This is a genomic window from Pseudomonas sp. GL_091 (assembly GCF_057837725.1).
This window is the reverse complement of sequence record NZ_CM174451.1, coordinates 3,533,767-3,558,265: the sequence shown is the minus strand read 5'-3', so window position 1 is coordinate 3,558,265 and position 24,499 is coordinate 3,533,767. Positions and strand designations below refer to the sequence as shown.

The 24,499-nt window shown below is 57.9% G+C and carries 23 protein-coding genes and 1 pseudogene; 16 read left to right on the top strand and 8 right to left on the bottom strand.

Going from position 1 to position 24,499, the window contains the following annotated elements; all coding sequences use genetic code 11:
• Positions 1–32 precede the first annotated feature (32 nt).
• The gene (locus tag AC3ITY_RS16255) at positions 33–500 is read left to right on the top strand and encodes a MarR family winged helix-turn-helix transcriptional regulator (RefSeq protein WP_489310726.1); all 468 of its coding nucleotides are present in this window, start codon (positions 33–35) and stop codon (positions 498–500) included.
• A 789-nt stretch (positions 501–1,289) separates the two neighbouring features.
• On the opposite strand, the gene AC3ITY_RS16250 is transcribed toward AC3ITY_RS16255, so the two are convergent.
• Positions 1,290–1,544 (bottom strand): helix-turn-helix domain-containing protein, encoded by a 255-nt coding sequence (locus AC3ITY_RS16250; protein ID WP_150813025.1) that lies wholly within the window; start codon positions 1,542–1,544, stop codon positions 1,290–1,292.
• A 111-nt stretch (positions 1,545–1,655) separates the two neighbouring features.
• Between AC3ITY_RS16250 and AC3ITY_RS16245 the strand changes: the two genes are divergently transcribed.
• Entirely contained in the window at positions 1,656–2,237 is a 582-nt protein-coding gene (locus tag AC3ITY_RS16245) for a hypothetical protein (RefSeq protein ID WP_489310723.1), read from the top strand.
• The gene (locus tag AC3ITY_RS16240) at positions 2,234–3,619 is read left to right on the top strand and encodes a DEAD/DEAH box helicase (RefSeq protein ID WP_489310721.1); all 1,386 of its coding nucleotides are present in this window, start codon (positions 2,234–2,236) and stop codon (positions 3,617–3,619) included. The genes AC3ITY_RS16245 and AC3ITY_RS16240 overlap by 4 nt, the downstream gene beginning before the upstream one ends.
• Before the next feature lie 569 nt (positions 3,620–4,188).
• Here AC3ITY_RS16240 and AC3ITY_RS16235 read toward each other — a convergent pair.
• Both AC3ITY_RS16235 and AC3ITY_RS16230 read right to left on the bottom strand, forming a co-directional pair.
• Positions 4,189–4,581, bottom strand: a complete 393-nt coding sequence (locus tag AC3ITY_RS16235) for a hypothetical protein (protein ID WP_489310719.1) — start codon at positions 4,579–4,581, stop codon at positions 4,189–4,191.
• Between the two features lie 929 nt (positions 4,582–5,510).
• Complete coding sequence (locus AC3ITY_RS16230; protein WP_489310717.1) at positions 5,511–5,693, bottom strand: hypothetical protein; 183 nt, start codon at positions 5,691–5,693, stop codon at positions 5,511–5,513.
• 236 nt (positions 5,694–5,929) lie between these two features.
• Here AC3ITY_RS16230 and AC3ITY_RS16225 point away from each other — a divergent pair.
• A pseudogene (locus AC3ITY_RS16225) lies at positions 5,930–6,052 on the top strand (site-specific integrase); the annotation flags it as partial.
• A 32-nt stretch (positions 6,053–6,084) separates the two neighbouring features.
• On the opposite strand, the gene AC3ITY_RS16220 reads toward AC3ITY_RS16225, so the two are convergent.
• Positions 6,085–7,866, bottom strand: a complete 1,782-nt coding sequence (locus tag AC3ITY_RS16220; RefSeq protein WP_489310715.1) for a helix-turn-helix domain-containing protein — start codon at positions 7,864–7,866, stop codon at positions 6,085–6,087.
• Positions 7,867–8,034: 168 nt separating this feature from the next.
• Between AC3ITY_RS16220 and AC3ITY_RS16215 the strand changes: the two genes are divergently transcribed.
• The 12 genes from AC3ITY_RS16215 (at position 8,035) to AC3ITY_RS16160 (ending at position 20,563) form a co-directional block, all read left to right on the top strand.
• Positions 8,035–8,634 (top strand): amino acid synthesis family protein, encoded by a 600-nt coding sequence (locus tag AC3ITY_RS16215; RefSeq protein ID WP_489310713.1) that lies wholly within the window; start codon positions 8,035–8,037, stop codon positions 8,632–8,634.
• 114 nt (positions 8,635–8,748) lie between these two features.
• Positions 8,749–9,711, top strand: coding sequence for a flavin reductase (locus AC3ITY_RS16210; protein ID WP_489310711.1), 963 nt, complete (start codon positions 8,749–8,751; stop codon positions 9,709–9,711).
• A 22-nt stretch (positions 9,712–9,733) separates the two neighbouring features.
• Entirely contained in the window at positions 9,734–11,245 is a 1,512-nt protein-coding gene (locus tag AC3ITY_RS16205; RefSeq protein WP_489310709.1) for an aldehyde dehydrogenase, read from the top strand.
• Positions 11,246–11,263: 18 nt separating this feature from the next.
• Positions 11,264–12,340 (top strand): LLM class flavin-dependent oxidoreductase, encoded by a 1,077-nt coding sequence (locus AC3ITY_RS16200; protein WP_489310707.1) that lies wholly within the window; start codon positions 11,264–11,266, stop codon positions 12,338–12,340.
• Positions 12,341–12,345: 5 nt separating this feature from the next.
• Entirely contained in the window at positions 12,346–13,161 is an 816-nt protein-coding gene (locus tag AC3ITY_RS16195; RefSeq protein ID WP_489310705.1) for an alpha/beta fold hydrolase, read from the top strand.
• Complete coding sequence (locus AC3ITY_RS16190; protein ID WP_489310703.1) at positions 13,154–13,549, top strand: carboxymuconolactone decarboxylase family protein; 396 nt, start codon at positions 13,154–13,156, stop codon at positions 13,547–13,549. The genes AC3ITY_RS16195 and AC3ITY_RS16190 overlap by 8 nt, the downstream gene beginning before the upstream one ends.
• A 183-nt stretch (positions 13,550–13,732) precedes the next feature.
• The gene (locus AC3ITY_RS16185; RefSeq protein WP_489310701.1) at positions 13,733–14,941 is read left to right on the top strand and encodes a quaternary amine ABC transporter ATP-binding protein; all 1,209 of its coding nucleotides are present in this window, start codon (positions 13,733–13,735) and stop codon (positions 14,939–14,941) included.
• Positions 14,934–15,830, top strand: coding sequence for an ABC transporter permease (locus tag AC3ITY_RS16180; protein WP_489310699.1), 897 nt, complete (start codon positions 14,934–14,936; stop codon positions 15,828–15,830). Before AC3ITY_RS16185 ends, AC3ITY_RS16180 begins: the two co-directional genes overlap by 8 nt.
• Before the next feature lie 73 nt (positions 15,831–15,903).
• On the top strand, positions 15,904–16,938 hold the full coding sequence (proX, locus tag AC3ITY_RS16175; RefSeq protein ID WP_489310697.1) for a glycine betaine/L-proline ABC transporter substrate-binding protein ProX: 1,035 nt from the start codon (positions 15,904–15,906) through the stop codon (positions 16,936–16,938).
• A 164-nt stretch (positions 16,939–17,102) separates the two neighbouring features.
• Positions 17,103–18,575, top strand: a complete 1,473-nt coding sequence (locus AC3ITY_RS16170) for an NAD-dependent succinate-semialdehyde dehydrogenase (RefSeq protein ID WP_489310695.1) — start codon at positions 17,103–17,105, stop codon at positions 18,573–18,575.
• Positions 18,576–18,598: 23 nt separating this feature from the next.
• On the top strand, positions 18,599–19,984 hold the full coding sequence (locus tag AC3ITY_RS16165; protein ID WP_489310693.1) for an aspartate aminotransferase family protein: 1,386 nt from the start codon (positions 18,599–18,601) through the stop codon (positions 19,982–19,984).
• A gap of 90 nt (positions 19,985–20,074) precedes the next feature.
• Complete coding sequence (locus AC3ITY_RS16160; protein ID WP_489310691.1) at positions 20,075–20,563, top strand: Lrp/AsnC family transcriptional regulator; 489 nt, start codon at positions 20,075–20,077, stop codon at positions 20,561–20,563.
• Positions 20,564–20,877: 314 nt separating this feature from the next.
• Here AC3ITY_RS16160 and AC3ITY_RS16155 read toward each other — a convergent pair whose 3' ends face one another.
• The 4 genes from AC3ITY_RS16155 to AC3ITY_RS16140 all read right to left on the bottom strand — a co-directional run bounded on the left by AC3ITY_RS16155 (position 20,878) and on the right by AC3ITY_RS16140 (position 24,437).
• On the bottom strand, positions 20,878–21,414 hold the full coding sequence (locus AC3ITY_RS16155) for a TetR/AcrR family transcriptional regulator (RefSeq protein ID WP_489310689.1): 537 nt from the start codon (positions 21,412–21,414) through the stop codon (positions 20,878–20,880).
• Between the two features lie 226 nt (positions 21,415–21,640).
• Positions 21,641–22,462 (bottom strand): SDR family oxidoreductase, encoded by an 822-nt coding sequence (locus tag AC3ITY_RS16150; protein ID WP_489310687.1) that lies wholly within the window; start codon positions 22,460–22,462, stop codon positions 21,641–21,643.
• Entirely contained in the window at positions 22,459–23,286 is an 828-nt protein-coding gene (locus tag AC3ITY_RS16145; RefSeq protein ID WP_489310685.1) for an enoyl-CoA hydratase/isomerase family protein, read from the bottom strand. The genes AC3ITY_RS16150 and AC3ITY_RS16145 overlap by 4 nt, the downstream gene beginning before the upstream one ends.
• 413 nt (positions 23,287–23,699) lie before the next feature.
• Positions 23,700–24,437 (bottom strand): SDR family oxidoreductase, encoded by a 738-nt coding sequence (locus tag AC3ITY_RS16140; RefSeq protein WP_489310683.1) that lies wholly within the window; start codon positions 24,435–24,437, stop codon positions 23,700–23,702.
• Positions 24,438–24,499 lie beyond the last annotated feature (62 nt).

Sequence of the window (24,499 nt, the reverse complement as noted above, 5' to 3'; positions counted from 1 at the left end):
CGACGATCCGTCTACGCATTGAAGGGGATTATATGGACGATTCTTCCGTCGCCGGTTTTGAGCGAGTGCAGTTCGGAATGTTGCTTGGGCGGGCGGCCGCATTGAAGGATCGCCTGCTGGATCGACATCTGATGCCGTTGGGTATCACCTCTGCCCAACTCAAAGTGCTGAGGATCATTCGTCGCGGGGAAAACACTGCCGTCGCGTTGTGCCGACACCTTTCCATCCACAGCGCGGCGATGACTCGCATGCTCGATCGCCTTGAGCGCAAGGGCTTGATCGTTCGTATGCCGGACGATAAGGACCAACGCCAGGTTCGCCTGGCGCTGACAGCCGATGGGGAAGCCATAGGTTCGGTGCTGCCAACGATGGAGGTGGCTGCAATGAATGAATTCACCGCAAGCCTCACGTCGGAGGAACTTCTTCGCCTAGAGAGTCTGTTGGAGAAGATGCTGTGCACTGAATCGCCCAGGTTCTCAATGCCAGACATTCGTACCTAGCGATCCGCGATGGCGTTTGCAGGTACTCGAACACACGGATGGCCTTGCGCGTAAGAATAAGCGGCGCGAACGGCGTTATGAAGGCTGAAACAATAACACGTTAGTTAGATAATTGGGTAAACACCTTACAGCGGCAGGGATAGATGTGGCATAGGTGAGGCCAATGGGTCACTCGAATGGCCCTAGCATGCGCATCACAAACCTTTTATGCAGTATCCGGGTATGACAGTTATCGGATATTACATAGGCACTTATCCTAATCTGGTGTCTCTAGGGCATAGTCACTCCACAACCTGGATCATGCTGCGCCCATAAAATCGTCATCTGTCCTAGAGCGTCGACAGGCCACTCTCTGCGGTACGGAAATAAAAAGGCCCACTACTAGAGTGAGCCTATCTTGTGTCTCCAGGGGGAGGCTTTATGCCCGCGAATCCCAGAGCGAGTAAACCCACCTTATTGCTCAAAATTTACCGTGTCAACAATCCGTGCAACAAGAAGATCGCGGGGGGCGATTGTGACGCAGCGCTCGAGTAATGAGTTTTCCATGCGGAGTCAACGCCCCGCGGCACTGATGACTTAGGGCTTGTTAGGAAACAAATACTGAATAGAGAGGCGTCTGAGAAATAATGAACGGATACGGCGACAGAACGGTTGTTTGGGCCACTGCCGCATGATCAATCCGAATTCGAACGGCAGGGAAGAGCCTATTGCGAAGGCAATCGGTCCGGAGCGAAAAGTGAGATGGATAGATAAATTCCACTCAATGCTTGCTTGGTGGCTAATCTTGGCTCAGTCGCTTGCCGCCAGATCAGAAGCTAACTCGTGGAGAGAAAACGTTTCGGGCAAGAGGAACTGAGGCTCGCATTCCAGCACGGTGGCAATGCGATATAGTTTTTCTACGGTGATGTTCACTTCACCACGCTCAATACGCCCCATATAGCTACGATCGACACTGCACGAGTGGGCCAAAGCATCTTGGGAAAATCCTTTGGCTTTCCTTTGTGTCCGTATTCTTTCGCCCAATGCCTTTGCAAGCTGATGCATAACCGCCTCGGTTCCCACTGAGGCGGCACTATCCTGCGTTTGCGGATGAATCAACCACGGATTATAATCCGCATTTTGATCGCTCCGCGAATTTCCCTACCAGGTGCCTGCATGAAATCCGATTCATTCATCGTCGACAGGCGGCTTTACGACCTGTTTCAGCAGGGGCACCTACGCCAGTTTACGACCCAGGATTTACGCAATGCGTACGCAGCTCACCTGGCGAGTAGGACTTTCAACAGCAGCGACCTGCGCAGATATGTCTATGAGCAGATCCGACGCATGCTGCGTGCCGGATGGGTCATACAGGATGAAAAACGACAAAAGCGAGGTCAGATCTATCACTGGCAGAGTATTCCAGCGAACCTGCAAGTGGAGCTCATCGATAATGGGTATGAGAACAGTGTTAAGTCGGTGAATAAACCGCTACAACAACCCCCTCAAAGCATCGACTCAGAGCAGCCTGGGACAGATGTTATCGAGCATCTGGAATCCATCCTCAAAGAGATTCGGCTCGACTTCCTTTCCTCCATGGGGGAAGCGGAGCGTTATAAGCAACTGCTCGACGAAATGCCGCACCTGAAAGACCAAGTCGAAGGTGAGTATTTCGAAGCTAGAGACCGAAGCTCCCGTCTTCTAGGACACCTCCGAGCTGTCGAAAAGACGCTCAAGACAGTCATGTCCGCACGATGAAAGCATCGCCGAGAAAATGGCAGAGCCAATGCATTGACGTTGCACTGGAACACTACACCAGAACGCCGCACTTCTTCTGTCAAGCCACTCCAGGGGCAGGAAAGACACGAATGGCCGCGGAGCTGGCTCGACAACTGTTGGAGCAGGGCAAGATTGATCTCGTGCTCTGTTTTGCTCCGTCATGCCAAGTCGTCGACGGCTTTCGCTCGACATTCTCTGCAGTATTGGGGAGGCGCCTGGATGGACTTATCGGTGCCGTAGGAGCCGCGAGTACCTATCAAGCAATGGAACACCAGGATGAAGCCTTCTGGCGGCTTTTCGACGACTACCGCGTGTTTGCAGTATTCGACGAGATCCATCACTGCTCCGGATACGATCCGCTTTTGAGCAACGCTTGGGGGCAACAAATTCTTTTGAAAATGCAGGATCGTGCGGCCTTTACCTTGGCACTATCGGGCACACCATGGCGTTCCGATGACAGAGGCATTGCGCTGGCTCGTTACTCCAACCCGGAAGGCCGATTGATTTGCGACTATCGCTACGGCCTCAAAGAAGCCATTTCCGACGGGGTTTGCCGGTCGCCTCGCATCGTTCTGGTAGATAACCAGATGCTGAGGCTCAAAGAGGATTTCGCGAACGATAGCACCGTCAAACTTTTTCCCAGCATCGCTAAGCTGCTGCGTGAATCTCCGGTCTCATACGAAGACCTGGTTTGTCATGAGGACGCGCTCAACCAGTTGCTCGATCTGGGAAGCAAGAAACTCGATGAAGTGCGAATGCTCAAACCGAATGCCGCGGGCTTGGTTGTTGCTACGAATATCGAACATGCCCACCAAGTTGCTTTGGCGCTGAAGGGCAAGGGCGAAAGCTTCCAAGTCGTGACCACCAGAACCCCAGATGCGCAGCTGGTAATCAACGGGTTCAAAAATAGTGACTGCCGTTGGATTGTTGCTGTGGGAATGATCAGCGAGGGAACTGATATCCCTCGGCTCCAGGTTTGCTGCTACCTCAGTCGAATTCGTACTGAACTGCATTACCGCCAAGTCTTGGGAAGAGTCCTTCGCCGTATGGGCGAGATTGACGATCAGGCTTGGCTGTTCGTCTTGGCAGAGCCGACACTGAAGCGATTCTCCCAGCGCATCGCCGATGATTTGCCGGATGATTTGGCTGTTGTCTGCGCTGTAAGTGCATCTGAATTTGAACCTTGCTCAATAGACGGTGAGTTGGATAGATCCGTGCAGACTCTCCCTGGAGAACCAGGAAGCTCAACGCCTACCGCTACAGCGCAGAAGTTTTTATCGCAGGTCGATTTGGCCCCCATATCGACTTATCAAATAAGCTTCTCGAAAAGTTATCGCCAGCAACTGCTGGCCGTTTTTTGATGTGTTTTTTATCCATTACCAGACCATATCGTTCTTGGCCAAATGACCAAAACGACCGCCTGTTTTGGAACACTGTGATCCACCGCTCTGTTGAATTCAGCCAACTGCCGCCTTTCTTTTACACTCGAAGTCCAAGGATCGTTTTTCAGCTGGAAACTTGAAGGGGATTCTATTTCGTGAAGAGACTTCAGTTCGGTGTACGGACGGGCCGTCTTCGCCCCAAAGAAGACGTTTTTGCAGATTCAATCCGTGGAGGAGGGTACCGTTACTGCTCGCTTCTATACCTTATTGGGCTCCATATGAACCTAGGCGAATTGGCCAGTAGCGCTTGTTTAAGCACTTCATGGCTGCCGGTGATCATACGACGAGCGCAGCAATCAAGCCCCCGTACCCAGCGCTCACGAGAGGCAGTAATGAAAGAAATACGTAAAATCTGTATTGCTGGAAAGTGAGACGGTCCTTACTGAGCTGAAGAAAATTGAGCTCGTGGAAGCACTCGATGGTGTCGAACAGCGGCTGAGGGGCGCGAGACATAGATGGACCAATGCGGTACTGGAATGGCGCTTGATCTATCCATGGGTAATGCCTGACACCTCGTCCGTAGCTGCGAGCAGTAGCTTACCGGCATCGGAAAAAAGCACATCCTGCGGTCGACAGCCTCCGATGTATCCATTACTGGAGGCGAACCAAAATGCGATTCCCCACCCATCTTTTTTCGTTCTCAGCACATCGAGTATCGCCTTCAGTTCAGGCATAGGCCCATGCTCAGTGCGGTCCTGAAAGACATACGTTGGAAACAATGAGCAGCCTGAGTCCTGAATTGAAAAAATATGTCCTTCAATTTCCCACTCATCCAGCGCCGCCTTTAGTGTCGTAGGGGGTAGGCCGAGTCGCTGAGCAATTTGGTCCTGAGGAAGAAAGTCACCACTGTCGAGGATGGCTTTCTTTGCGAGCTTGAGCATCTGTTGCTCCCGAAAGGCGGTATCCCGATGCGCTGCCATAGTCGGATCCATTGAGCAAAAAGACACGATCCGTCATTTGAAGTAGGCAGTCAACACCAGGTCCAGACGTACACTGATTTTTGCGCACTGACAGGACAGTTATGGTCAACGCAAGCTGACCGCGTCATGAAATCGCGGAAGGGAAATACAAAAGCGGCAACGGCGATACCAGTTTTGAGTTTTACATGCTGAAAATTTCGAGAATCAGTTCGGTGTACAAAACTCTTGAGGTATTGCTGGACAGAGGGAAGTTCATTGCAGCTCCCGAGAGTTTCATATTTGCGGAATTATTTACACGAGAATTTCAAATTTACTCGAAAGGAACGGATTTCAAGGGCGGCGTGGGGCAAATAGTTTCAATTTTGCGGAGTCGCAAGTTTTTTTGGACTTTTAGTTCGGGCGACTAAGGCAGGCATGAAGCGGGGATCTGCTTCAACATATCATTTAACATAATATACATTATGCGTACCGCCACATACGGATCTGGGACGCTCTGGTGGTCAGATTTTGAAGGCAGGCACGGCCTCTTACGCATCACCTGATCCAGTTTGCTGTCTGGCGATGTAACTCACAATGAATGCATCCTGCGAACCGCGCTCTTTGTGATAACCAATCACGTTGGCCAAGGTCCACCGCAGCATCCTCATCAGAATCGGGTCAGAATATTTTGCGCTGTTGGACTCGTATGGATACCGGCTGTTGGTGAACACGCTTCGATATCTTTCAAAGCAATCTGCTTGGCTGTCCAGTGCCAGGCTTCGCCGGATCTGTTCAGGAACGGCATGAAACAGCGTCAACAAATCATGCCCATCAAGACTTTGGTTACGGTCGGTTTTCCCCGAGTCCTGAAGGCGTTTGTGAGCCGCCTTGATGGCATCCTTATCAAGGACCTAGGTTTCACCAGTCGCTCCCTGGTTCAGGTCAGGAATAGAAAGAAAGCTCTTTAGCAGGATCTTCATACCGATCGCTGCATTGACTTGTGCCACGTGAGGTAGATGTTGCGCATCCGGCAGCTCGGCTGCTTTCAGGTAGCTGTGAGCGCTTTCAAGCGTCCAGCCTGGGAAGTGATCCATTGATGTTCTTCACTTAGAAGTAGTTACCGAGTTTCTCACCTTGAGCGATATCTATCATTTTTGGAAGATAGCGTTCAAGAATGAGCTACCCTCCTCCTTAAATAAGAAACAGTTATAACTCAACTAAACAACCATTTAGTTGATTTAACTTTAAGCCCCACAATCCTTAACTCATAAAACGCTCACCTGTTACCTCAGCCGCTGTTCGACACCTTTGAGCTATTCCACGAGCTAAAAATTGGTGGTTCCACGTCGTTGGTAAAGGCAACAAAGCAGCCAAGATCACTGTGAGAGACGAGTACGTCGAGCGCTATCTCGTGAGGTATCGCCAATTTCTAAAGCTCTCTCCCCTGCCCTCACTGATAGGTTTATTTAACTTAAAAATGTCATCCTAGTTATCAATTACCTGTTGTAGGTGAATTGCCAACTCCGTTGCAAACCGCCGCTCCGGTGTCTCGACATCAATGCCGAATAGTTCCTGAATCCGTGCGAGGCGATATCTGAGCGTTGTCACATGCACCCCCATCGCATCCGCACAGGCCTGGCTACGGCAGCTTTCGCGCAGATACACAGTCAGTGTTTCCAGATAAGGCGTTTGATGCTTGCGGTCATGGGCCAACATCGCGCCCACGCTTTCGTTGACGAAAGTGCGAACATCCTCCCCACCCACCGCCGCCACAAAGATTGGGATCGGCCCGAAGTCCTGATCGGAAATCGGCCCGCGGCGGCCAAACGAACGGGCGATTTCGATCAGCCGCCGGCATCGTTCCCAAGCGGCCGGGTAATCGCTGAGTACCCTGCAAACGCCACTGGTCAGTAGAATCGGTTCGCTCCCCAGGTAGTGCGCCAGGTCATCGACAATCTGGCGCTTGAGCTTGGCCAACCGCTCACGGCCTTTCTCTGCTTCTAACGGTACGAGGCACACCAGACCGTTGTCGACAATGATTACCGTCGATTGGATGCCTGCTCTCTGCAGAATACGGTCGACGTTATGGTGCAGATTCTTCGCCTCCCGCGCCTTGTCGCCATAATCGACAATGATCATCTGTTGCGCGGTGTTGAAGCCGAAACCCAGACGCTGGGCCCGCTGCTGGATGTCATCGGCGTCGCGCCAGCGGCCTTCGAGCACTTCGAACAGAAGCTCGGTCTGGGTCCGGGTTTCGAAGCGAAAGCGGATAAAACTACGCATCATCTGCACGCTCAAGGCGAACTTGGCGCTTTCCAGCATCAACAGGTCCAGTTCGTTGAGCGGCGCAGCTACCGGGAACAACACCAGCGCCCCCACCAATTCTTGATCGACCATCAACGGCTCGATCTGCGCCCGCAACGTGAACTGGCGCTGGCCGTCGTCGAGAAACAAGTTGACCGTGCTACGCAAGGCACTGCGCAGGCTTTCATGAGTCGCTTTGGAGATCTGCACACCCAGCACACCGGCGACCGCCGACTGCCAGGCGGCATCATCGAACAATGCAGTGTCCGGCGAACGACCGGCGACCACCTGGTTGGCAGTGAAGTCCACGGCAATCACCGGGTTGGGCAATTGGTTGCCGACCATCAACGCCAATGAGGTCACCGAACCACCGCCCAGCACGTGTTCCAACAAGGTGGTGTGCACATGCAATGCTTGTTGCATGCGCTCGGCCGCGCGACGCTCGGCTTCCAGTTGACGCTGGCGTTCCACGGCGATGGCACCCAGGTGGATGATCATGCCGAGGAATACCCGGTCTTCCTCCGATACGTCCATGAGCGTGCGGGAAATCACGCTGAGCACCATGGGCCGGCCATCGAAGTCGGTGCAGTTCATCGGCATCACCATCACCGTGCGGTAATCCCGCTCCAGGGATTCGTGGCGATAACCGGGGTACTCGCATTCGCGCACGTCTCGGATGAACACCGGTTCATTGCGCTGCAAGGCGGTCATTACCGGGCTGGATGACAGCTCCCAGCAGTCCACCAGCGGCCGCTGCACCAGGGTCGGGTCATGGCGGGCGATGACGTGGCCAAAACCTGCTTCCATATCGATGGCCATGATCGAACTCATGGTCCAGTGGGTATGCCGGCAACTGGCGTAGACCAACTGGTGCAGCATCGATTGCAGATCACCGCCGGAGTTGATCTGACTCGCCACATCGCGCAACGACAGTATCTGCATTTCTCGATTCAAGGCGCTCACCTGAACATAAAGGTCAAGGCAGCCAACTTGCCTGCCAGGCCCGCCGGATACTTGCGCCGTTTCAGAGCAATGTCCAACGAAATTTCACTGCGAAACCAAGGAAGACGCTCTTTCCCTTTGCTCCTAGCCTAAGGCCACAACCAACAGCCACAAGGGCGACGAGTCATCATGAATCTGGAAAATCTGGGCGTCAGGAAATACTGCACCGTTATCGAAGAAACCTATATCGAAGGCGGCAAAGACGCCGGCAAGCCGATCACCCTGATCGTGGTGGCCGCCGTGTTGAAGAACCCTTGGGCTGGCCAGGGCTTCGTCGAAAACCTGCGCCCGGAGATCCTGCGCCTGGCGCCGGGCCTGGGCTATGAAATGACCCGCCGCCTGACGGCCCTGATGCCGGGCGACAAGGTCGAAGCCTTTGGCAAGGCCGCCGCCGTCGGGGTCAACGGTGAGATCGAACACGCCTCGGGGCTGATCCACACCCTGCGCTTCGGCAACCTGTTCCGCGACGCCGTACAAGGCACCGCCTACCTGAGTTTCACCAACACCCGCAACGCTCCGGGCGCCCTGCTCTCGTTGCCGATGGTGCACAAAAGCGAAACCGGTAAGCGCTCGCACTTCCTGACCGCCAACTTCCAGATCGCCGATGCACCGGGGCCGGACGAAGTGCTGATCGCCATCGGCGCCTCCGACGGCTCCCGCGCGCACCCAAGGATTGCCGACCGCTATCAAGACATGGCGGAGATGGAAGCGGAACAACTCAAGGACTGATCCTTCCTTCTTAACGCAGCAAAATTTCCATAGAACTTCCTCTTGATCGACGCAAGCCCACGGTTTTGCTTCCCCGTAGGCTTGTTCCAAACAAAAAGAAACAGGAGTACTCCGATGCCCAGCACCGTGATCAATGCCAACGTCGCAGCCGTCGATCCCGGCGCCTTGCGCCAGGCCTTCGGCACCTTCGTGACCGGCGTCACCGTCATCACCACCCATGACGCCGAAGGCAATCCACGGGGCATGACGGCCAACTCATTCACCTCGGTTTCCCTCGACCCACCGCTGCTGCTGGTGTGTGTCGGCAAATCGGCGGCCAGCTACGCCGCGTTCGCCGCCAGCGAACAGTTTGCCGTGAACCTGCTGCATGAAGGGCAAGTGGACGTCTCGGGCACCTTTGCCTCCAAGTCGCCAGACAAATTCCAGACCGTCAACCACGACACGGTCCACACCGGCGCGCCGATCCTCACCGACAGCCTGACGTGGTTCGATTGCAGCGTGCACCAGCGCATTGAAGCCGGTGACCACCTGGTGCTGATCGGCCAGGTCCGCGCCTTCGGCACCAGCCCCAAGTTGCCGCTGTGTTTTTGCCGAGGCCGCTACGGGAACATCCAGGACCCGCTACCCGCCAGTTGGCTGGACTCGCACAAGATGATCATTGGCTACCTGATCGAAGCCGGCGACGCGATCCTGTTTCGCGCCGATGGCCAAGGCGGCTGGACCCTGCCCGTAGCCGGCAAGCGCAAAGGCTTCATTGATGCCGGCCAGAGCTCGCTGCCGGTGGAACTGGAATCGACCTTTCTGTATTCGGCGTTCGATGTCGACGACACCGACCCGGGTTACCTGATTTACCGCGCCCAACTAGACAGCCTTGATGTCGAGCTGCCCGACACCTTGCGCTTCTTCCCCCTCGACGATTTGCCCATCGAGTTGATGCCGGTCAACGAACTGCGCTCGGTGGTGCGCCGCTATGCCCGCGAGCGCCAGAACCAGCAGTTCGGCATCTACACCGGCTCCGCCGCCAGCGGGCGGGTGGCGATGATCGAGAACAGCGCACTGACTGCCGAATTCCTTTGACACGCATCCACAGGACTCTTCCATGAAAACCACGGTCAGCACCCTTGAGGGCAACCGCCTTAACCTGTTTATCGATGGCCGGTTCGTCGCGCCTGCCAGCGAAACCTGGGTCGACAGTTTCGACCCCTCCACCGGCCAGGCCTGGTACCAATTCGCCCAGGCCGATGCCAGCGATGTGGCTCGCGCTGTCGCATCGGCGCAAAAAACTTTCCACGACCCGCAATGGCGCAACATGACGCCCACCGCTCGGGGCAAGTTGTTGTATCGCCTGGCGCAACTGGTGGCCGAAAACGCCGAAGAACTGGCCCTGCTGGAAACCCGCGACAACGGCAAGCTGCTGCGGGAAATGCGTGCCCAGATGAGCGCCCTGCCCGACGCTTATATCTACTTCGCCGGCATGGCCGACAAACTGCAAGGCGAAACCATCCCGGTCAACAAGCTCAATCAGCTCAATTACAGCACCCGCGAACCGCTGGGGGTCATCGGCATGATCACCCCGTGGAACTCACCGCTGATGCTGCTCACCGGCACCTTGGCGCCGTGCCTGGCGATTGGTAACACCGTGGTGATCAAGCCGTCGGAACATGCCAGCGCCTCCACCCTGGCCTTGGCCGAACTGGTGATTGAAGCGGGCTTCCCTGCCGGCGTAGTCAATGTCGTCACCGGTAACGGCGCCGTCACTGGCGATGCGCTGACTCGCCACCCGGACATCGCGAAATACGTGTTCACCGGCAGCACCGACACCGGCCGACGCATCGCCGGCAATGCGGCCAACAACCTGGTGCCGTGCCAGATGGAGCTGGGCGGCAAGTCACCCCACGTGGTGTTTGCCGACGTCGATATCGACAAGGCGGTCAACGGCGTGGTCTCCGGCATCTTCGCCGCGGCCGGGCAAAGTTGCGTCGCCGGCTCGCGCTGCTTCGTCGAGGCGCCGATCTACGACAAGTTCGTGGAAGCACTGGTGGCGCGTACCCAATGCATCACCGTCGGCCACCCCATGGAAGCGCACACCGATATCGGTCCGCTGGCGTTGCAAGCCCAGTTGCAAAAGCTCGAGGGTTACATCGCCAGCGGCGCAAAACAGGGCGCGCAAGTGGCCATCGGCGGCAAACGTCCCAACGCCTCGAACCTGTCCGAGGGCTGGTACTTCGAACCGACGGTGATGGCTAACGCCAGCAACGACATGCCGTTCATGCGCGACGAGTTGTTCGGGCCGGTGGTCGGTGTCATGCCGTTCACCTCGGAAGAACAAATGATCGGCCTGGCCAACGACACCCATTACGGCCTGGCTTCCGGCATCTGGACCCAGAACATAGATCGCGCCATGCGTTTCGCCAACCGCATCGACGCCGGCACGGTGTGGATCAACACCTACCGCAGTTCGGCCTACATGTCCGCCAATGGCGGCTTCAAGCAGAGCGGTTACGGCCGGCGCGGCGGCTTTGACGTGATGCGCGAGTTTTCCCGGGCCAAGAACGTGGTCATCGACTACTCCGGCGAGATGCAAGACCCCTTCGTCATTCGCCTGCGCTGATTATTCAAGGAGCACCTTATGAAATTTGCCGTATCCCTGAGCATGGAACGCTTTTCGCCCGACATGCCAATGCAGACCGTCATGGCCAACCTGCTGGAACTGGCCAAGATCGCCGATGAGGGCGGCTTCGAAACCCTGTGGACCTCGGAGCACCACACCCTCGAATGCACCATCGCCCCCAACCCGTTCCAGACCCTGGTGTGGCTGGCCCAGCACACCGAGCGCATTCGCCTGGGCACCGCGACCCTCGCCGCCGCCTACTGGCACCCGATCCGCCTGGCCGGTGAAGCTGCGCTGTGTGATCACCTGACCAAGGGCCGCTTGGAGTTCGGTATCGCCCGCGGCTCTTATCAATACGAGTTCGACCGCATGACCCCCGGCCTGCAACAGCAGGAAGGCGTGGGCTATATGAAGGAACTGGTGCCAGCGGTGCAAAAACTCTGGGCCGGCGATTACGCCCATGACGGTCACTATTGGAAGTTTCCGCTGACGGCCGCCGTGCCCAAGCCGTTGCAAAAGGATCACCCACGTATCTGGGTGGCCGCACGGGATCCAGGCACCTTCGATTGGGCCGTGAGCATCGGCGCCAACATTCTCTCCACCCCGCTCTCGGCCCCGGCGGCAGAAATCGCCGTGCTGGGCGAGAAGTTCAACAAAGCCGTGGCCGACAACCCCCATGTACCGCGTCCGCGGTTCATGATGCAGCGCCGCACCTGCGTCTACGCCAAACCGCAGGACTGGGAACTGCCGGTCAAGCACAGCATGGACTTTGGCCGCGCCTTCGAAAACCTCATGCAGAACGTCGGCACCGTGCACAACGGCTTCCCGGAGCCGGTGCCCTTTGAAGCCGTGCGGGGCAAGGAGAACTACAACCCGGAAAACATTCGGCGCAACCTGATGTTCGGCACTCCGGAGGAAATCATCGAAAAGCTGCTCGACTACGAAGCCGCTGGCGTCGATCAGTATTGCCTGGGGCTCACCTTCAACCTGCCGTTCGAATTGCAGAAGCAGACCCTGCGCCTGTTCATCGATGAAGTGATGCCGGTGTTCGCCGAACGCGAACGTGCCAAACGCCACGCCAAGGTCGCGGGGTAAGCGCCATGAGCCAGGCACAACAATTGAGCGTGGCCAACGTCACGCTCAACTATCGCCTCGATGGCCATGGGCCGCGACCCCTGGTGTGCATTCATGGCGTTGGTTCAAGCCTTGAAGCATGGGGTGATGTGGTGAACGGATTGAAAGACCAGTTCACCATCCTCACCTTCGACCTGCGTGGCCACGGCCACTCCTCCCGTACCCCGGGGCGCTATGAGATCGATCACCTGGTGGGCGAAACACTGGCCCTGGCCGATCACGTTGGCTTCAAGCGCTTCGACCTGGCGGGCTTCTCGCTGGGTGGTTTGATCGCCCAGCGCCTGGCGCTGACCCACCCGGCGCGGGTTCAGCGTCTGGTGTTGTTGTCGACGGTCGCCGGGCGTACTGCGCAGGAACGCGAACGGGTCCAGACACGTCTGGCGGCCTTGCAAGCCGGCGAACCGGTAGCGCATTACGAAGCATCGCTGTCGCGCTGGCTGACCGAGGACTTTCAGGCGCGTCACCCTGAAGCCGTCAGCCGTCTGCGGCAGCTGAACGCCAACAATGATCCCGGTTGTTATGCGGCGGCGTATCGGGTGTTGGCGGAGTCGGATTTCGGCGACCAGCTCCAGCGGATTCGCTGTCCGACGCTGATTGCCACCGGTGCCGACGATGCGGGTTCCAACCCGAGAATGGCGGTCTTCATGCACGAGCGCATCCACGGCTCGCAACTGAAAATCCTCCCGGGGTTGCGCCACTGCATTCTCATTGAAGCGCCGCAACTGGTGGCGAATCTGATGCGCGATTTTCTGACTGATGAAGCGGAGGTACAGCATGGATAAGTCATTGCAGGCCCAGGGAGAAACGGTTCGCCGTCAAGTCCTGGGGAATGCTTACGTCGACCAGGCGCTGGGCAAGGCCGATGATTTCTCCCGGCCGTTCCAGGACGTGCTCAACGAATACTGCTGGGGCATGGTCTGGACCGATGACGGCCTGGACCTCAAGCAACGCAGCCTGCTGAATCTCGGCATGCTCGCGGCGCTGGGCCGCATGGACGAGTTTGCCACGCACTTCTGCGGGGCCATTCGCAACGGTCTCAATGACGAGGAACTGCGCTGCGCGCTGATACAGATCGCGGTGTACTGCGGGGTGCCGGCGGGTGTCGAAGCCTTCCGCGTCGCCCGTAAAGCACGGGAAAGCATGGGAACGGCAGATTCTGCTACCGGCTGACGTCTCAACCTTGCACTCGCCACACCGCTCATGCTGTAAGTGCCCCGTACAACGATAAGATTTTTTTTAAGATTGCACCTTTTCACACGTAGTCCTTGCGAGAACATTTAACTGCCAGAAGCCCAAAAAATTTCTCTTCATGAAATTTTCCACAGATTGAAAAACAACAATTGGAGGCAATTGGTGAGCGAACGACTGAAGATTGAGAACCTCTACAAGGTCTTCTCCTCGACCCCCGACAAAGCCATGCAGCTCTTGAGCGCGGGCGCCAGCAAAGACCGGATCCTGGCCGAGACCGCGACGGTGGTCGGCCTCAACAACGTGTCGCTGTCTATTCCCAGCGGTGCGATCTACATGATCATGGGCCTCTCTGGCTCAGGGAAATCCACCCTGGCCCGCTGCATCAACCGCTTGAACGAACCCACGGCCGGCAAGATCCTGCTCGATGGCAAAGACCTGGTGGCCTTGAGCGAAAGCGAGTTGCGAGAGGTGCGACGAACGCGCATCTCCATGGTGTTCCAGCACTTCGCCCTTCTGCCAAACAAGACCGTGATCGAAAACACCGAGTTCGGTCTCAAGCTGCGCGGTGTGCCTGCCGCCCAGCGGCGCAAGCGTGCCGAGGAAGTGCTGGCCATCGTCGGCCTGGCCAAGTGGGCCGATCATCACCCCCATGAACTGTCTGGCGGCATGCGCCAGCGGGTTGGCCTGGCCCGCGCCCTGACCACCGACGCCGATGTGTTGATCATGGACGAAGCCTTCAGCGCCCTCGACCCGTTGATCCGCACGGAAATGCAGGACGAACTGCTGCGCCTGCAACGCACCCTGAAAAAAACCATTTTATTCATTACCCACGACTTCCAGGAGGCGCTGAAACTCGGCACGCGCATTGCGATCATGGCGGACGGCCAAGTGGTGCGCGAAGGCACGCCCCAGGAAATCGTCGCCAACCCCGGCAGCGACTACGTGGCCGGATTCACCCGCGAGGTGGATCGCTCGCGGCTTTTCGATGCGCGCTCAATCATGGAGCAAGCCGGCACCCTACTGGTCCAGGACGACATCCGCATCGTCGGCAATGAAAGCGCCAGCGCGTTTGTACTCAATGCTGCCGGCAAGGCGATTGGCGTGCTGGATTCCCGTGCACTGCTGGCGGTGGGCGGTGGCGCGGATGCGCAGCAACGCCTGTCGCTGCAGTTTGTCAGCGTGCCGGCCAGCGCCAAGTTGGTGGAAGTGGCACGGCTGCTCAAACCCGGCTTGCCGGTCGCGGTGGTCGATACTGACGGTGTGTTTATCGGCACCCTGAGCAGCGCCCACATCCTCGATTGCATCGCCGGCCTCCCTTCCAGCCCCCCGTCCACTCGCCCTTTCGTCTCGGAGGTTGCACACCATGCTTAGTTCAGAAGACCTCGCTGTTTTCCCCGTGGACCAATGGATCAGCCAGAGTGTCGAGTGGCTGGGCATTCATTTTCGCCCGATGTTCCAGGCCATTCGCTGGCCGGTGGAGCACTTGCTGACGTTGAGCGACACGGTGATCCACGCCATTCCGTTCCCGGTGATGGTGCTGCTGATGTTCCTTATCGCTTACCGCGCCGCCAGCCTGGGGGTGGCGCTGTTCAGTGCCATTGCCCTGGTGATCATCGCCACGCTGGGGGTATGGGACGAGGCAATGACCACCCTCTCGCTGATCACCACAGCGATTGTGATCTGCATGGTCATCGGCATTCCGGTGGGGGTTTGGTGCGCCCGCAGTGAACGGGTCTGGGCCGTGATGCGACCGATCCTCGACATCATGCAGACCACGCCGACCTTCGTGTACCTGGTGCCGGTGGTGATGCTGTTTGGCGTCGGCACCGTGTCGGGCGAAGTGGCGGTGGTGATTTCTGCCTGCCCGCCGCTGATCCGCTTTACCTACCTGGGCATCCGCATGGTCGAAACCGAACTGGTCGAAGCAGGCCAGGCCTTTGGCGCCGACCGTCGCCAATTGCTCTGGGAAATCCAGTTGCCCTTGGCGATCCCGACCATTCTCGGCGGGCTGAACCAGACGGTGCTCACCGCCATGGTGATGTCCGTGGTGGTGGCGATGATCGGTGCCGAAGGCCTTGGCCTGGTGGTGTTGCAAGGCCTGGGACGGATGGACGTGGGCCGTGCGGCGGTGGGCGGTATCGCCATCGTGTTGCTGGCGATGATGCTCGACCGGATCACTCAGAACCTGGCGCAACCGACGCCGCACAAGCGCAAGTCGCTGTTCAAGCGACTGCTCGCTTCGCGCCAGGTCAACGCATAAGAAAAAGAAGTCATGAATGCCAGTTATTCACTGCCGCACCTTAACCATAACGAGAAAAACAAAGAGGAAAATCATGATGCGTCCATTCAACGCCTTGCTTGGATTTGCAGCAACGTTGTCCGTGTTGGGTCTGGCTTGCACTGCGGTGCAGGCCGAGGACCTGCCGGGCAACGGCAAGACCGTCCGCTTCGTGCAGTCGGAAAGTACCGGTGGTAACTACGTCATCACCAAGATCGCCATCGAAGCCAGCAAGCGCCTCGGTTACGCCACCAAGTTGAGCACCGTCAATACCACGCTGTTTTTCCCGGCAGCGGCCCAGGGCGACCTGGACCTCTCGATGGACGTGACCCTGCCGCAATTGCAACCCAGCTTTGACAAGGTCAAGGACCGTACCGAGGTCGTAGGCGCCGGCTCTATCACCGGCGCCGGCTACAACGGCTACATGATCGACAAGAAAACCGCCGACGCTTACCACATCACCAGCCTGGAACAGCTGAAAGACCCGAAGATCGCCGGGCTTTTCGGCAAGAACGGCAAGGCTGACCTGATCAGCTGCGACCCGGGTTGGGGCTGTGGCGATGTGGTCGACTATCAGCTCGACAAGTTTGGTCTGAAGGCCACCGTCAACCCGGTACGCGGCAAATATGAGGCGTTGATGTTCGAGAACGTCGCCCGTCTCAAGCGCGGCGAGCCGGTGTTTTTCTATGCCTGGGCGCCGTCGTGGATGACCAACACCATGGTACCGGGCAAGGACGTGGTGTGGCTGCCGACACCGTTTGATGCATTGCCTGGCAACGTGCCGAGTACCACTTCGGCGTTGACCCCCGGGGTGGCGGGTTGTGCCGGTGGTGCCGACCCTTGCCGCATGGCCATGGCCGCGTGGAACTGGTACGCCATTGGTAACAAGCAATTCATCGCCGCCAACCCGGCCATCAAGTCCCTGGTGGAGCAGATGACGTTCCCCCAGTCGACCTGGAGCTACTGGGAAAAAACCATCAGTCAGGACGGTTCGAGCGAACGCAATATTCGCAAGTTGGCTGACGACTGGATGAGTGAAAACAAGGCGACGATGGATGGGTGGGTGGCCACGGCCAAAAACGCTCAGTAGCGCCAAATACCTTGTGTTGAGCGGGGAGCGCCCGCTCAACACAAAAACCTCTGTTTGACAGCCTGCAATCAGAAAAAACGACTGTTGCCCCCCAACCAAACCGCGAATTTCCCCCACCGCCCTGCCCTAGCATTAGTTGTACTCAGACGATTGGGAGTAACACCATGACCAACAATTACCCGTTGCTGTTCAAGGCCCTGTGCTATGTGGACGGCCATTGGGTGCACAGTGACAGCGGCCACAGCGTCGCCGTGCATAACCCCGCCGATCAGACGTTGATCGGTCATGTACCGATGCTCGATCAACCGCAGATTGTCGCCGCCGTCGATGCCGCGCACCGTGCTTTCGCCGACTGGCGTGAACAAAGCCTGGAGGCCCGCGGGAAGATTTTGCGGCGCTGGGCGGCATTGATTCTTGAGCATCAGGAAGACCTGGCGCGGATTCTAAGCCTGGAGCAAGGCAAGTCCCTGGCCGAGTCCCGTGGCGAAATAGCCTATGCCGCCAGTTTCATTCCCTGGTTCGCCGAAGAGGCCCGGCGTCTTTACGGGCAGAACATTCCCAGCCACATCCCCGGTGCGCATCTAGGCACGGTCAAGGAACCGGTTGGCGTCAGTGCGCTGCTGACCCCATGGAATTTCCCCTCGGCCATGATCACCCGCAAAGCCGCCGCTGCCCTGGCAGCCGGTTGCACCGTGGTGATCAAACCTGCCCATGAAACACCGTACTCGGCATTCGCCCTGGCACAACTCGCCGAGGAGGCAGGTTTCCCGGCTGGTGTGTTCAACGTGGTGCTGGGTGAACCGCAGATGACCATGCAAACCCTGGTGCAAGACCACCGCGTGCGTTCGGTGAGTTTCACCGGCTCGACCCGCGTCGGTAAGTTGGTGCTGCAAGCAGCGGCCCAGGATGTGAAGAAGGTCTCGCTGGAACTGGGCGGCAATGCGCCATTCATTGTCTGCGCCGACGCCGACCTTGAGTTGGCGGTGAAAGTCGCGGTGGCAGCCAAGTTCCAGACCTCCGGCCAGGATTGCTGCGCGGCCAACCGCATCATGGTCGAGCGCTCGGTTTACCCGGAATTTCTCAAGCGCTTTGCCTCCGCCGTGCGTGAGTTGAAGGTCGGTCCGGCCATGGTAGGCGACCGCGAGCAACAGGTTGATGTCGGTCCGTTGATGCACCAGGCCGCCTTCGATGTCACCGCCGAACGTGTTGCCGATGCCTTGCAACAGGGCGCCCAACGGCTGGTGGGCGGTGAGGCGCATGCCCTTGGCGGCTTGTTTTACCAGCCAACGGTGCTGGCCGACGTTACGCCGCAGATGCGCATTTATCGTGAAGAAAACTTCGCGCCGATTGCCGGGGTGATGCCGTTCGACACCCTCGACCAGGCCATCGAGATGGCTAACGACACTGAATATGGTCTGGCCGCCTACATTTGTTCCAATCGCCTGGACCTGATTTACCCGCTGATCCGCCGTCTTGACCACGCCATGGTCGCAGTCAACGGCGTCAAGTTCACCGGCCATCCGATCCCGTTCGGTGGCATGAAAGCCTCGGGGCTGGGCCGTGAAGGCGGCACCGAGGGCTTCGAAGCCTTTGTCGAAACCAAATACTTTTGCCTGCACCATCAAGGCCAGTTCTAAGGCCAGTTCTCAGGAGACATGCCATGAATCAAGAACTCGACTCGCTGTTCGAACAAGACCGTGCGCACTTCATGCACCCTTCGACCCACGCTCATGACCACGCCAGCGGTGCGCTCAAGGGGCGCATCATCAAGGGCGCCTCGGGTATCCGTATCCGCGACCACGAAGGCCGCGAACTGATCGACGCCTTCGCCGGCCTGTACTGCGTGAACATCGGCTACGGCCGCACCGAAGTCGCTGACGCGATCTACAAGCAAGCCAAGGAACTGGCCTACTACCACACCTACATGGGGCACTCGACCGAGGCGATCATCGAGCTGTCGAGCCGCATCATCGACTGGGCACCCGAAGGCATGAAGAAGGTCTATTACGGCCTCTCCGGTTCCGACGCCAACGAAACCCAGATCAAACTGGTGCGCTACTACAACAACGTATTGGGTCGCCCGCAGAAGAAAAAAATTATCTCCCGCGACCGTGGTTATCACGGTTCGGGCATCATGACCGGCAGCCTGACCGGTCTGCCGAGCTTCCATCAGCATTTCGATCTGCCGGCCGAAGGTATAAAGCACACCGTGTGCCCACACTGGTATCGCAAGGCGCCGCCCGGCATGGATGAAGCGGCGTTCGTGCGTTACTGCGCCGACGAACTGGAGAAAATGATCCTCGCCGAAGGCCCCGATACCGTCGCCGCATTCATTGGCGAACCGGTCATGGGCACCGGCGGCATCGTTGTCCCTCCTGCCGGTTACTGGGCAGCGATTCAGGCGGTGCTGAACAAGTACGACGTGTTGCTGATCGCCGACGAAGTGGTCTGCGCCTTCGGTCGCCTGGGCTCGAAGATGGGCAGCCAGCGTTATGGCATGCGCCCGGACCTGATCACCACGGCCAAGGGCCTGACCAGCGCCTATGCGCCGTTGTCGGCAGTGATCGTCGGCGAAAAGGTCTGGGATGTAATCGAAAAAGCTTCCGAATCCCAAGGTGCCATGGGTCATGGCTGGACTTATTCCGGGCATCCGATCTGCGCGGCGGCGGCCTTGGCCAACCTCGATATCCTGGAGCGGGAAAACCTCACGGCCAACGCCGAAAAGGTCGGCGGCTACCTCAATCGCCGGCTGCGCGAAACCCTCGAAGGGCATCCATTGGTGGGTGAAGTGCGTGGTGATGGCATGCTGGCGGCGGTCGAGTTCATGGCTGACCGTGAGCAGCGCACTCCGTTCGATGCGGCCTTGAAGGTCGGCCCGAAAGTCTCGGCGGCCTGCCTTGAGCGCGGCATGATCGCCCGGGCGATGCCCCATGGCGACATTCTCGGCTTCGCCCCGCCACTGATCCTCACCGAGGCCGAGGCGGACTTGATTGTCGAAATCACCAAAGGAGCGATTGACCAGGTGGCCGCAGACGTATTGGGTTAACGCTGTCGTTGTGGCGAGGGTGCTTGCTCTCTCGCCACAAGTTAAGTTGATGCACTGATTCTCCCCCGTCCGCTAATGAGTTCTTTGACGATGCACAAGCTTGATCGCTATGACCTGAAAATCCTGCATGTGCTTTCCGAGGATGGGCGTATCACCAAGTCGAACCTGGCCGAAGCGATCAATCTGTCCGTAACGCCCACATGGGAGCGCGTGCGCAAATTGGAAAGCGCCGGCCTGGTGAAGGGCTACCGCGCGGTGATCGACTGGAACCAGGTGTTCAAGAGCCAGCAACTGTTGGTGGAAATCACTCTGTCCCAACACACGGCACACGGCATGCGCCGCTTCGAACAGCGCATGAGCGATGCTGCCGAAGTGGAGTTCTGTTACGCAACCGGAGGCGGCGTGGATTACATCGCCATGATTCGCGCGCCGGACATCGATCAGTACCAGCGCTTTATCGACCAGTTGCTGCTCGAAGGCCTGGGCATCGAACGCTACTTCACCTACATAGTTACCAAGACCATCAAGACAAGTGGGGCTCTGCCGTCGCAGGCGCTGAACCTACCGACCTCTGACTAACGCCATGTGGCATACGGCCTACGAAACCAGGGGCGATTCAAAGCACTACGAACTGGCGGCGTACGCTACGAATGGCTTTGTCGATGTCGACCTTCGGAATGGGTGTATCCGCCTACAGAACAATCCAACAATGTGCTCGAAAACCCGAAGCATCCGCCCGAGTACCAGGATTCAATCATCTGGTTTCCTGCTGATGCCGGTCTTTAGTCGATCTACACGCGGCTACTCCCATGGCCCGATTTGACCTTCAGAGCTCCGCCATATTGCCAGTGCTAGCGAGATAGATCTTCTTTACAACCACTCTGGCAATGACATCACCCCAGATGCACCTTCAACTCGTCAGCTACCGACTTGAGAATTTCTCGGGATAGTTGTTCGTCGTTCACTGCCCGGGCCAACGACACAGCGCCGACCAGGGCGGACAACGCGGTAATGGCCTTTACCCGACGCAATTTCTGCTTGTCGCTCGCAATCAGCTTTGTGAGCACTTCCAAGTAGGTATCAACTTGCCGTGTGTATGCAGAGCGCGTCCGGTCGTTACAGCGCACCACGTCGCCCGCCAAAGTCGTGACGGCACAGCTTGTAGCCAAACCATCGCGGTGCGCGGCACTGAGGTAGCCATCCACCAGCGCAGCCAGCAAGGTTTGCCTGTCCAGCTTGCTGTCGGCTATAGCGACAACAGCTTGGCCCCCATCCTGCAGTGCGTGCTCGATTGCTTCGGCCACCAGCTCCTCGCGAGAGTCGAAGTGCCGGTAAAAACCTCCGTGAGTCAAGCCGGCGTCCTTCATCAAATCGGCGACACCTATGCCATCGACGCCCGATTCGCGAAACCGGGCGGCGGCCACCCGCACAATGCGATCGTGACTCTGCGCTTTGTCGGCCCTTGAATTACCCATCCGAAAACACCCTCGATCTCTGCGACTGACAAAGAGGATTATACTCATCATCGCTGCAAAACTGGATGGTCATCACTCTTACTGACGCGACCCACTGAGGCGACACTGTTTGCATCGGCGTGGTGCAGCAGGCGCTACACCACGCCGAAAGCCCGGACTGGCCCGCAAGCGAGATATTCTCTCAGCTGCCTGTGACTACAGTGACCCCGCCATCGACCGCCATCCATTGGCCCGTGATGTGCTTGCCAGCATCGCTCGCGTAGAGCAGCGCCAAACCTTTAAGGTCTTCAGCGTCTCCAAGGCGCCCCAATGGAGCTTGCGCAGCCATCTTCTCTTCGCCCAGCGACTTGATGAGGCCGGCGGCCATCCTGGTCATGAAAAATCCAGGGCAGATGGCGTTGACGTTGATGTGATATTTCCCCCACTCGGCCGCCAGTGTTTGCGTGAGTCCAAGCACCGCGGTTTTCGAGGTGTTGTACGCCAGCGTCTTGATCGCGGGCGCGTTACCGTTAAGACCTGCAACCGAGGCTATGTTGATGATGCGCCCGCCGCCATTCGGAATCATCCAGCGCTTGGCTACCTGCTGCGACAGAATGAAATAGCTGCGTACATTGAGATTCATCACTTTGTCCCAGCCTTCGACTGGGTGGTCTTCGGCCGGCGCGGTCAAACCAACGCCAGCATTGTTCACCAGGATGTCAATGGCGCCCAGCTGTTTGAGCGTTTCGTCTGCAAGATGGCGGACCTCATCTTCATTTGCGCAATTTGCGGCGATCCAGTGGGCGTTGATGCCAGCGGCACGTAGTTCGGCGGCGGCTTGTTCAAGGTCTTCAGCCTTGCGCGAGTTCAGCATGATGGTCGCGCCAGCCTCACCAAGGGCATGCGCCATCTGCAGCCCCAGGCCACGCGACCCGCCCGTGACGAGTGCTGTCTTGCCACGCAGATCAAAGAGTTGTTGGACGGTGCGGGCGGTCATGTCATTTCCTGAATGAATGTCGTTCATGGTTTCACGTTCCCCAGGTGGTGGCCCATGTGCATTTCGAAATCAAGGCCGAGCCCGATCGCGAGTTCGCGAATTTTCACGCCCCGAGTTCGGGTGGAGGGCCATGTCGTCGCTTTGAGAAAAACGTCTTGAGACTCGAGCAAGTCTTGCGGCGCAGGCAGGCTGTTGCGATTGACCAGGCGTTTGGCTTCGCTGAGCGCCTGACCGTCGAACGACGCGATTCTCCTTGCAAGCTTATCGACGAAGTCGTCCAGTTCAGCATCAGGTAAGGCACGATTGACCCAACCATATCGCTCTGCCGTAACGGCGTCGAAATCGTCACCCCCGAGGATGATCTCGAGTGCCCGGGCACGTCCAACGAGTGCAGGTAGACGCTCGATCGCTCCGCCACCCGGTAACACGCCAGCGGGCACTTCAGGCTGCCCCAAAATGGCCTTCTCGATACTGGCGAAGCGCATGTCACAGGCGAGCGAGAATTCGCTGCCACCACCGCGATTGCGCCCCCTGATCATCGCGATGCTGACGACCGACGCCTGGGACAGCCGCGTCGTCAGGTCGATCCAGGTCGGCAGCCCGGTTGGGCCTGGCTCGACTGGGGTGTCAGCGGCCCGGGAGAGGTCGTAACGGCCGAAGAAGAAGTCCGGGTGTGCGCTGTCGAAGACGACGACTCGCAAGTCCTTGTCGGATTCGATCAGCCCAACGAGCTCCTGCAACTCCAGAATGGTCTCCGGGTTGAGCAAGTTGATCGGTGGATTGCTGAATGTGGCACGCCAGTAGCTGGGGCTGAGCTTTGTTATTTTGAATTGAGTCAGTGAGCTGGCCATGAGGATGAATCCTTGGAATGGGATTGCGATTGCAGGCGCCAGGCGACATGACGGGTCATGGATTCGCGTCGACGAATGAGGATGACGATCATCATCCTGATACAGATTTAATCGTCCCTACGGTGCTTGTCAAGCACTCGTTCGAGCACATTCGAACCTGTCCGGGAGTCGTTTCCATAAAGACCCAATCCTGATGATCCGCTGCGCGCTGGAAGCGGCACGCTTCATGATTGGTTATGACTGGGCGCCCTGAACCTGCCACCAGCGAGCGCGGCGCAACAGGATCGTGACACCCGGGCACAAGAGCGCAGCGACTTCACTGACACCGAGTGACGGGTGTGCCCCAACTCATCGATATCCGTGTCGCCGGCATTGAGTTTCAAAGTGAAGGGGCTCGGGAAAATCCCTGTGCTTTACCACTTCTCGATCCACGGTCGCAGGTCCAGTTCAAAGGTCCAGGCGTCACGCGGTTGCGTGTGCAGGTACCAATAGGCGTCGGCGATGTGCGTCGGGTTGAGGATGCCGTCCTGGTCCTTGAGAGCGTAACGTTCCGGGAACTGAGTGCGGATGAAGTCGGTGTCAATCGCACCGTCGATCACAATGTGGCCCACATGGATATTCTGCGGCGCCAGTTCTCGGGAAGCGCTTTGTGCCAGGGCACGCAGTGCGTGCTTGGCGCCAGCGAAGGCCGAGAAATTGGCGGCGCCACGCAAGGCGGCCGTGGCCCCGGTAAACAGGATGGTGCCGCGCTGCCGGGTCACCATCCGCTTGGCAACTTCGCGCGTGTTGAGAAAGGCCGAAAAACAGGCCATTTCCCAAATCTTGAAATATTTGCGGGCGGTCTCGTCAAGAATGCCGCAGGGTACGTTGGCACCGATATTGAACACCAGGACGTCGATGGGGCCGATGTCTGCCTCAATGCGCTCGACCAGCGCGATCACTTCCTCTTCCTTGCGCGCATCAGAGGCAAAACCGTGGGCCACGCCCCCCTGCTCGCGGATGCTATTGACCAGCGGTTGCAGCTTTTCGGCATCGCGACGGGTGACGCAGGCGATGTAACCCTGCGCAGCGAACTTTTTGGCGATGGCACCGCCGGTAGAATCACCCGCGCCGATGATCAACGCTACCTTGGCTTCGATTGGACTGGACATGGCAACTCCTTTGATAAACGATCGTTTTTTTATAAAACATACGCTGAGCCCCAATGACGGTC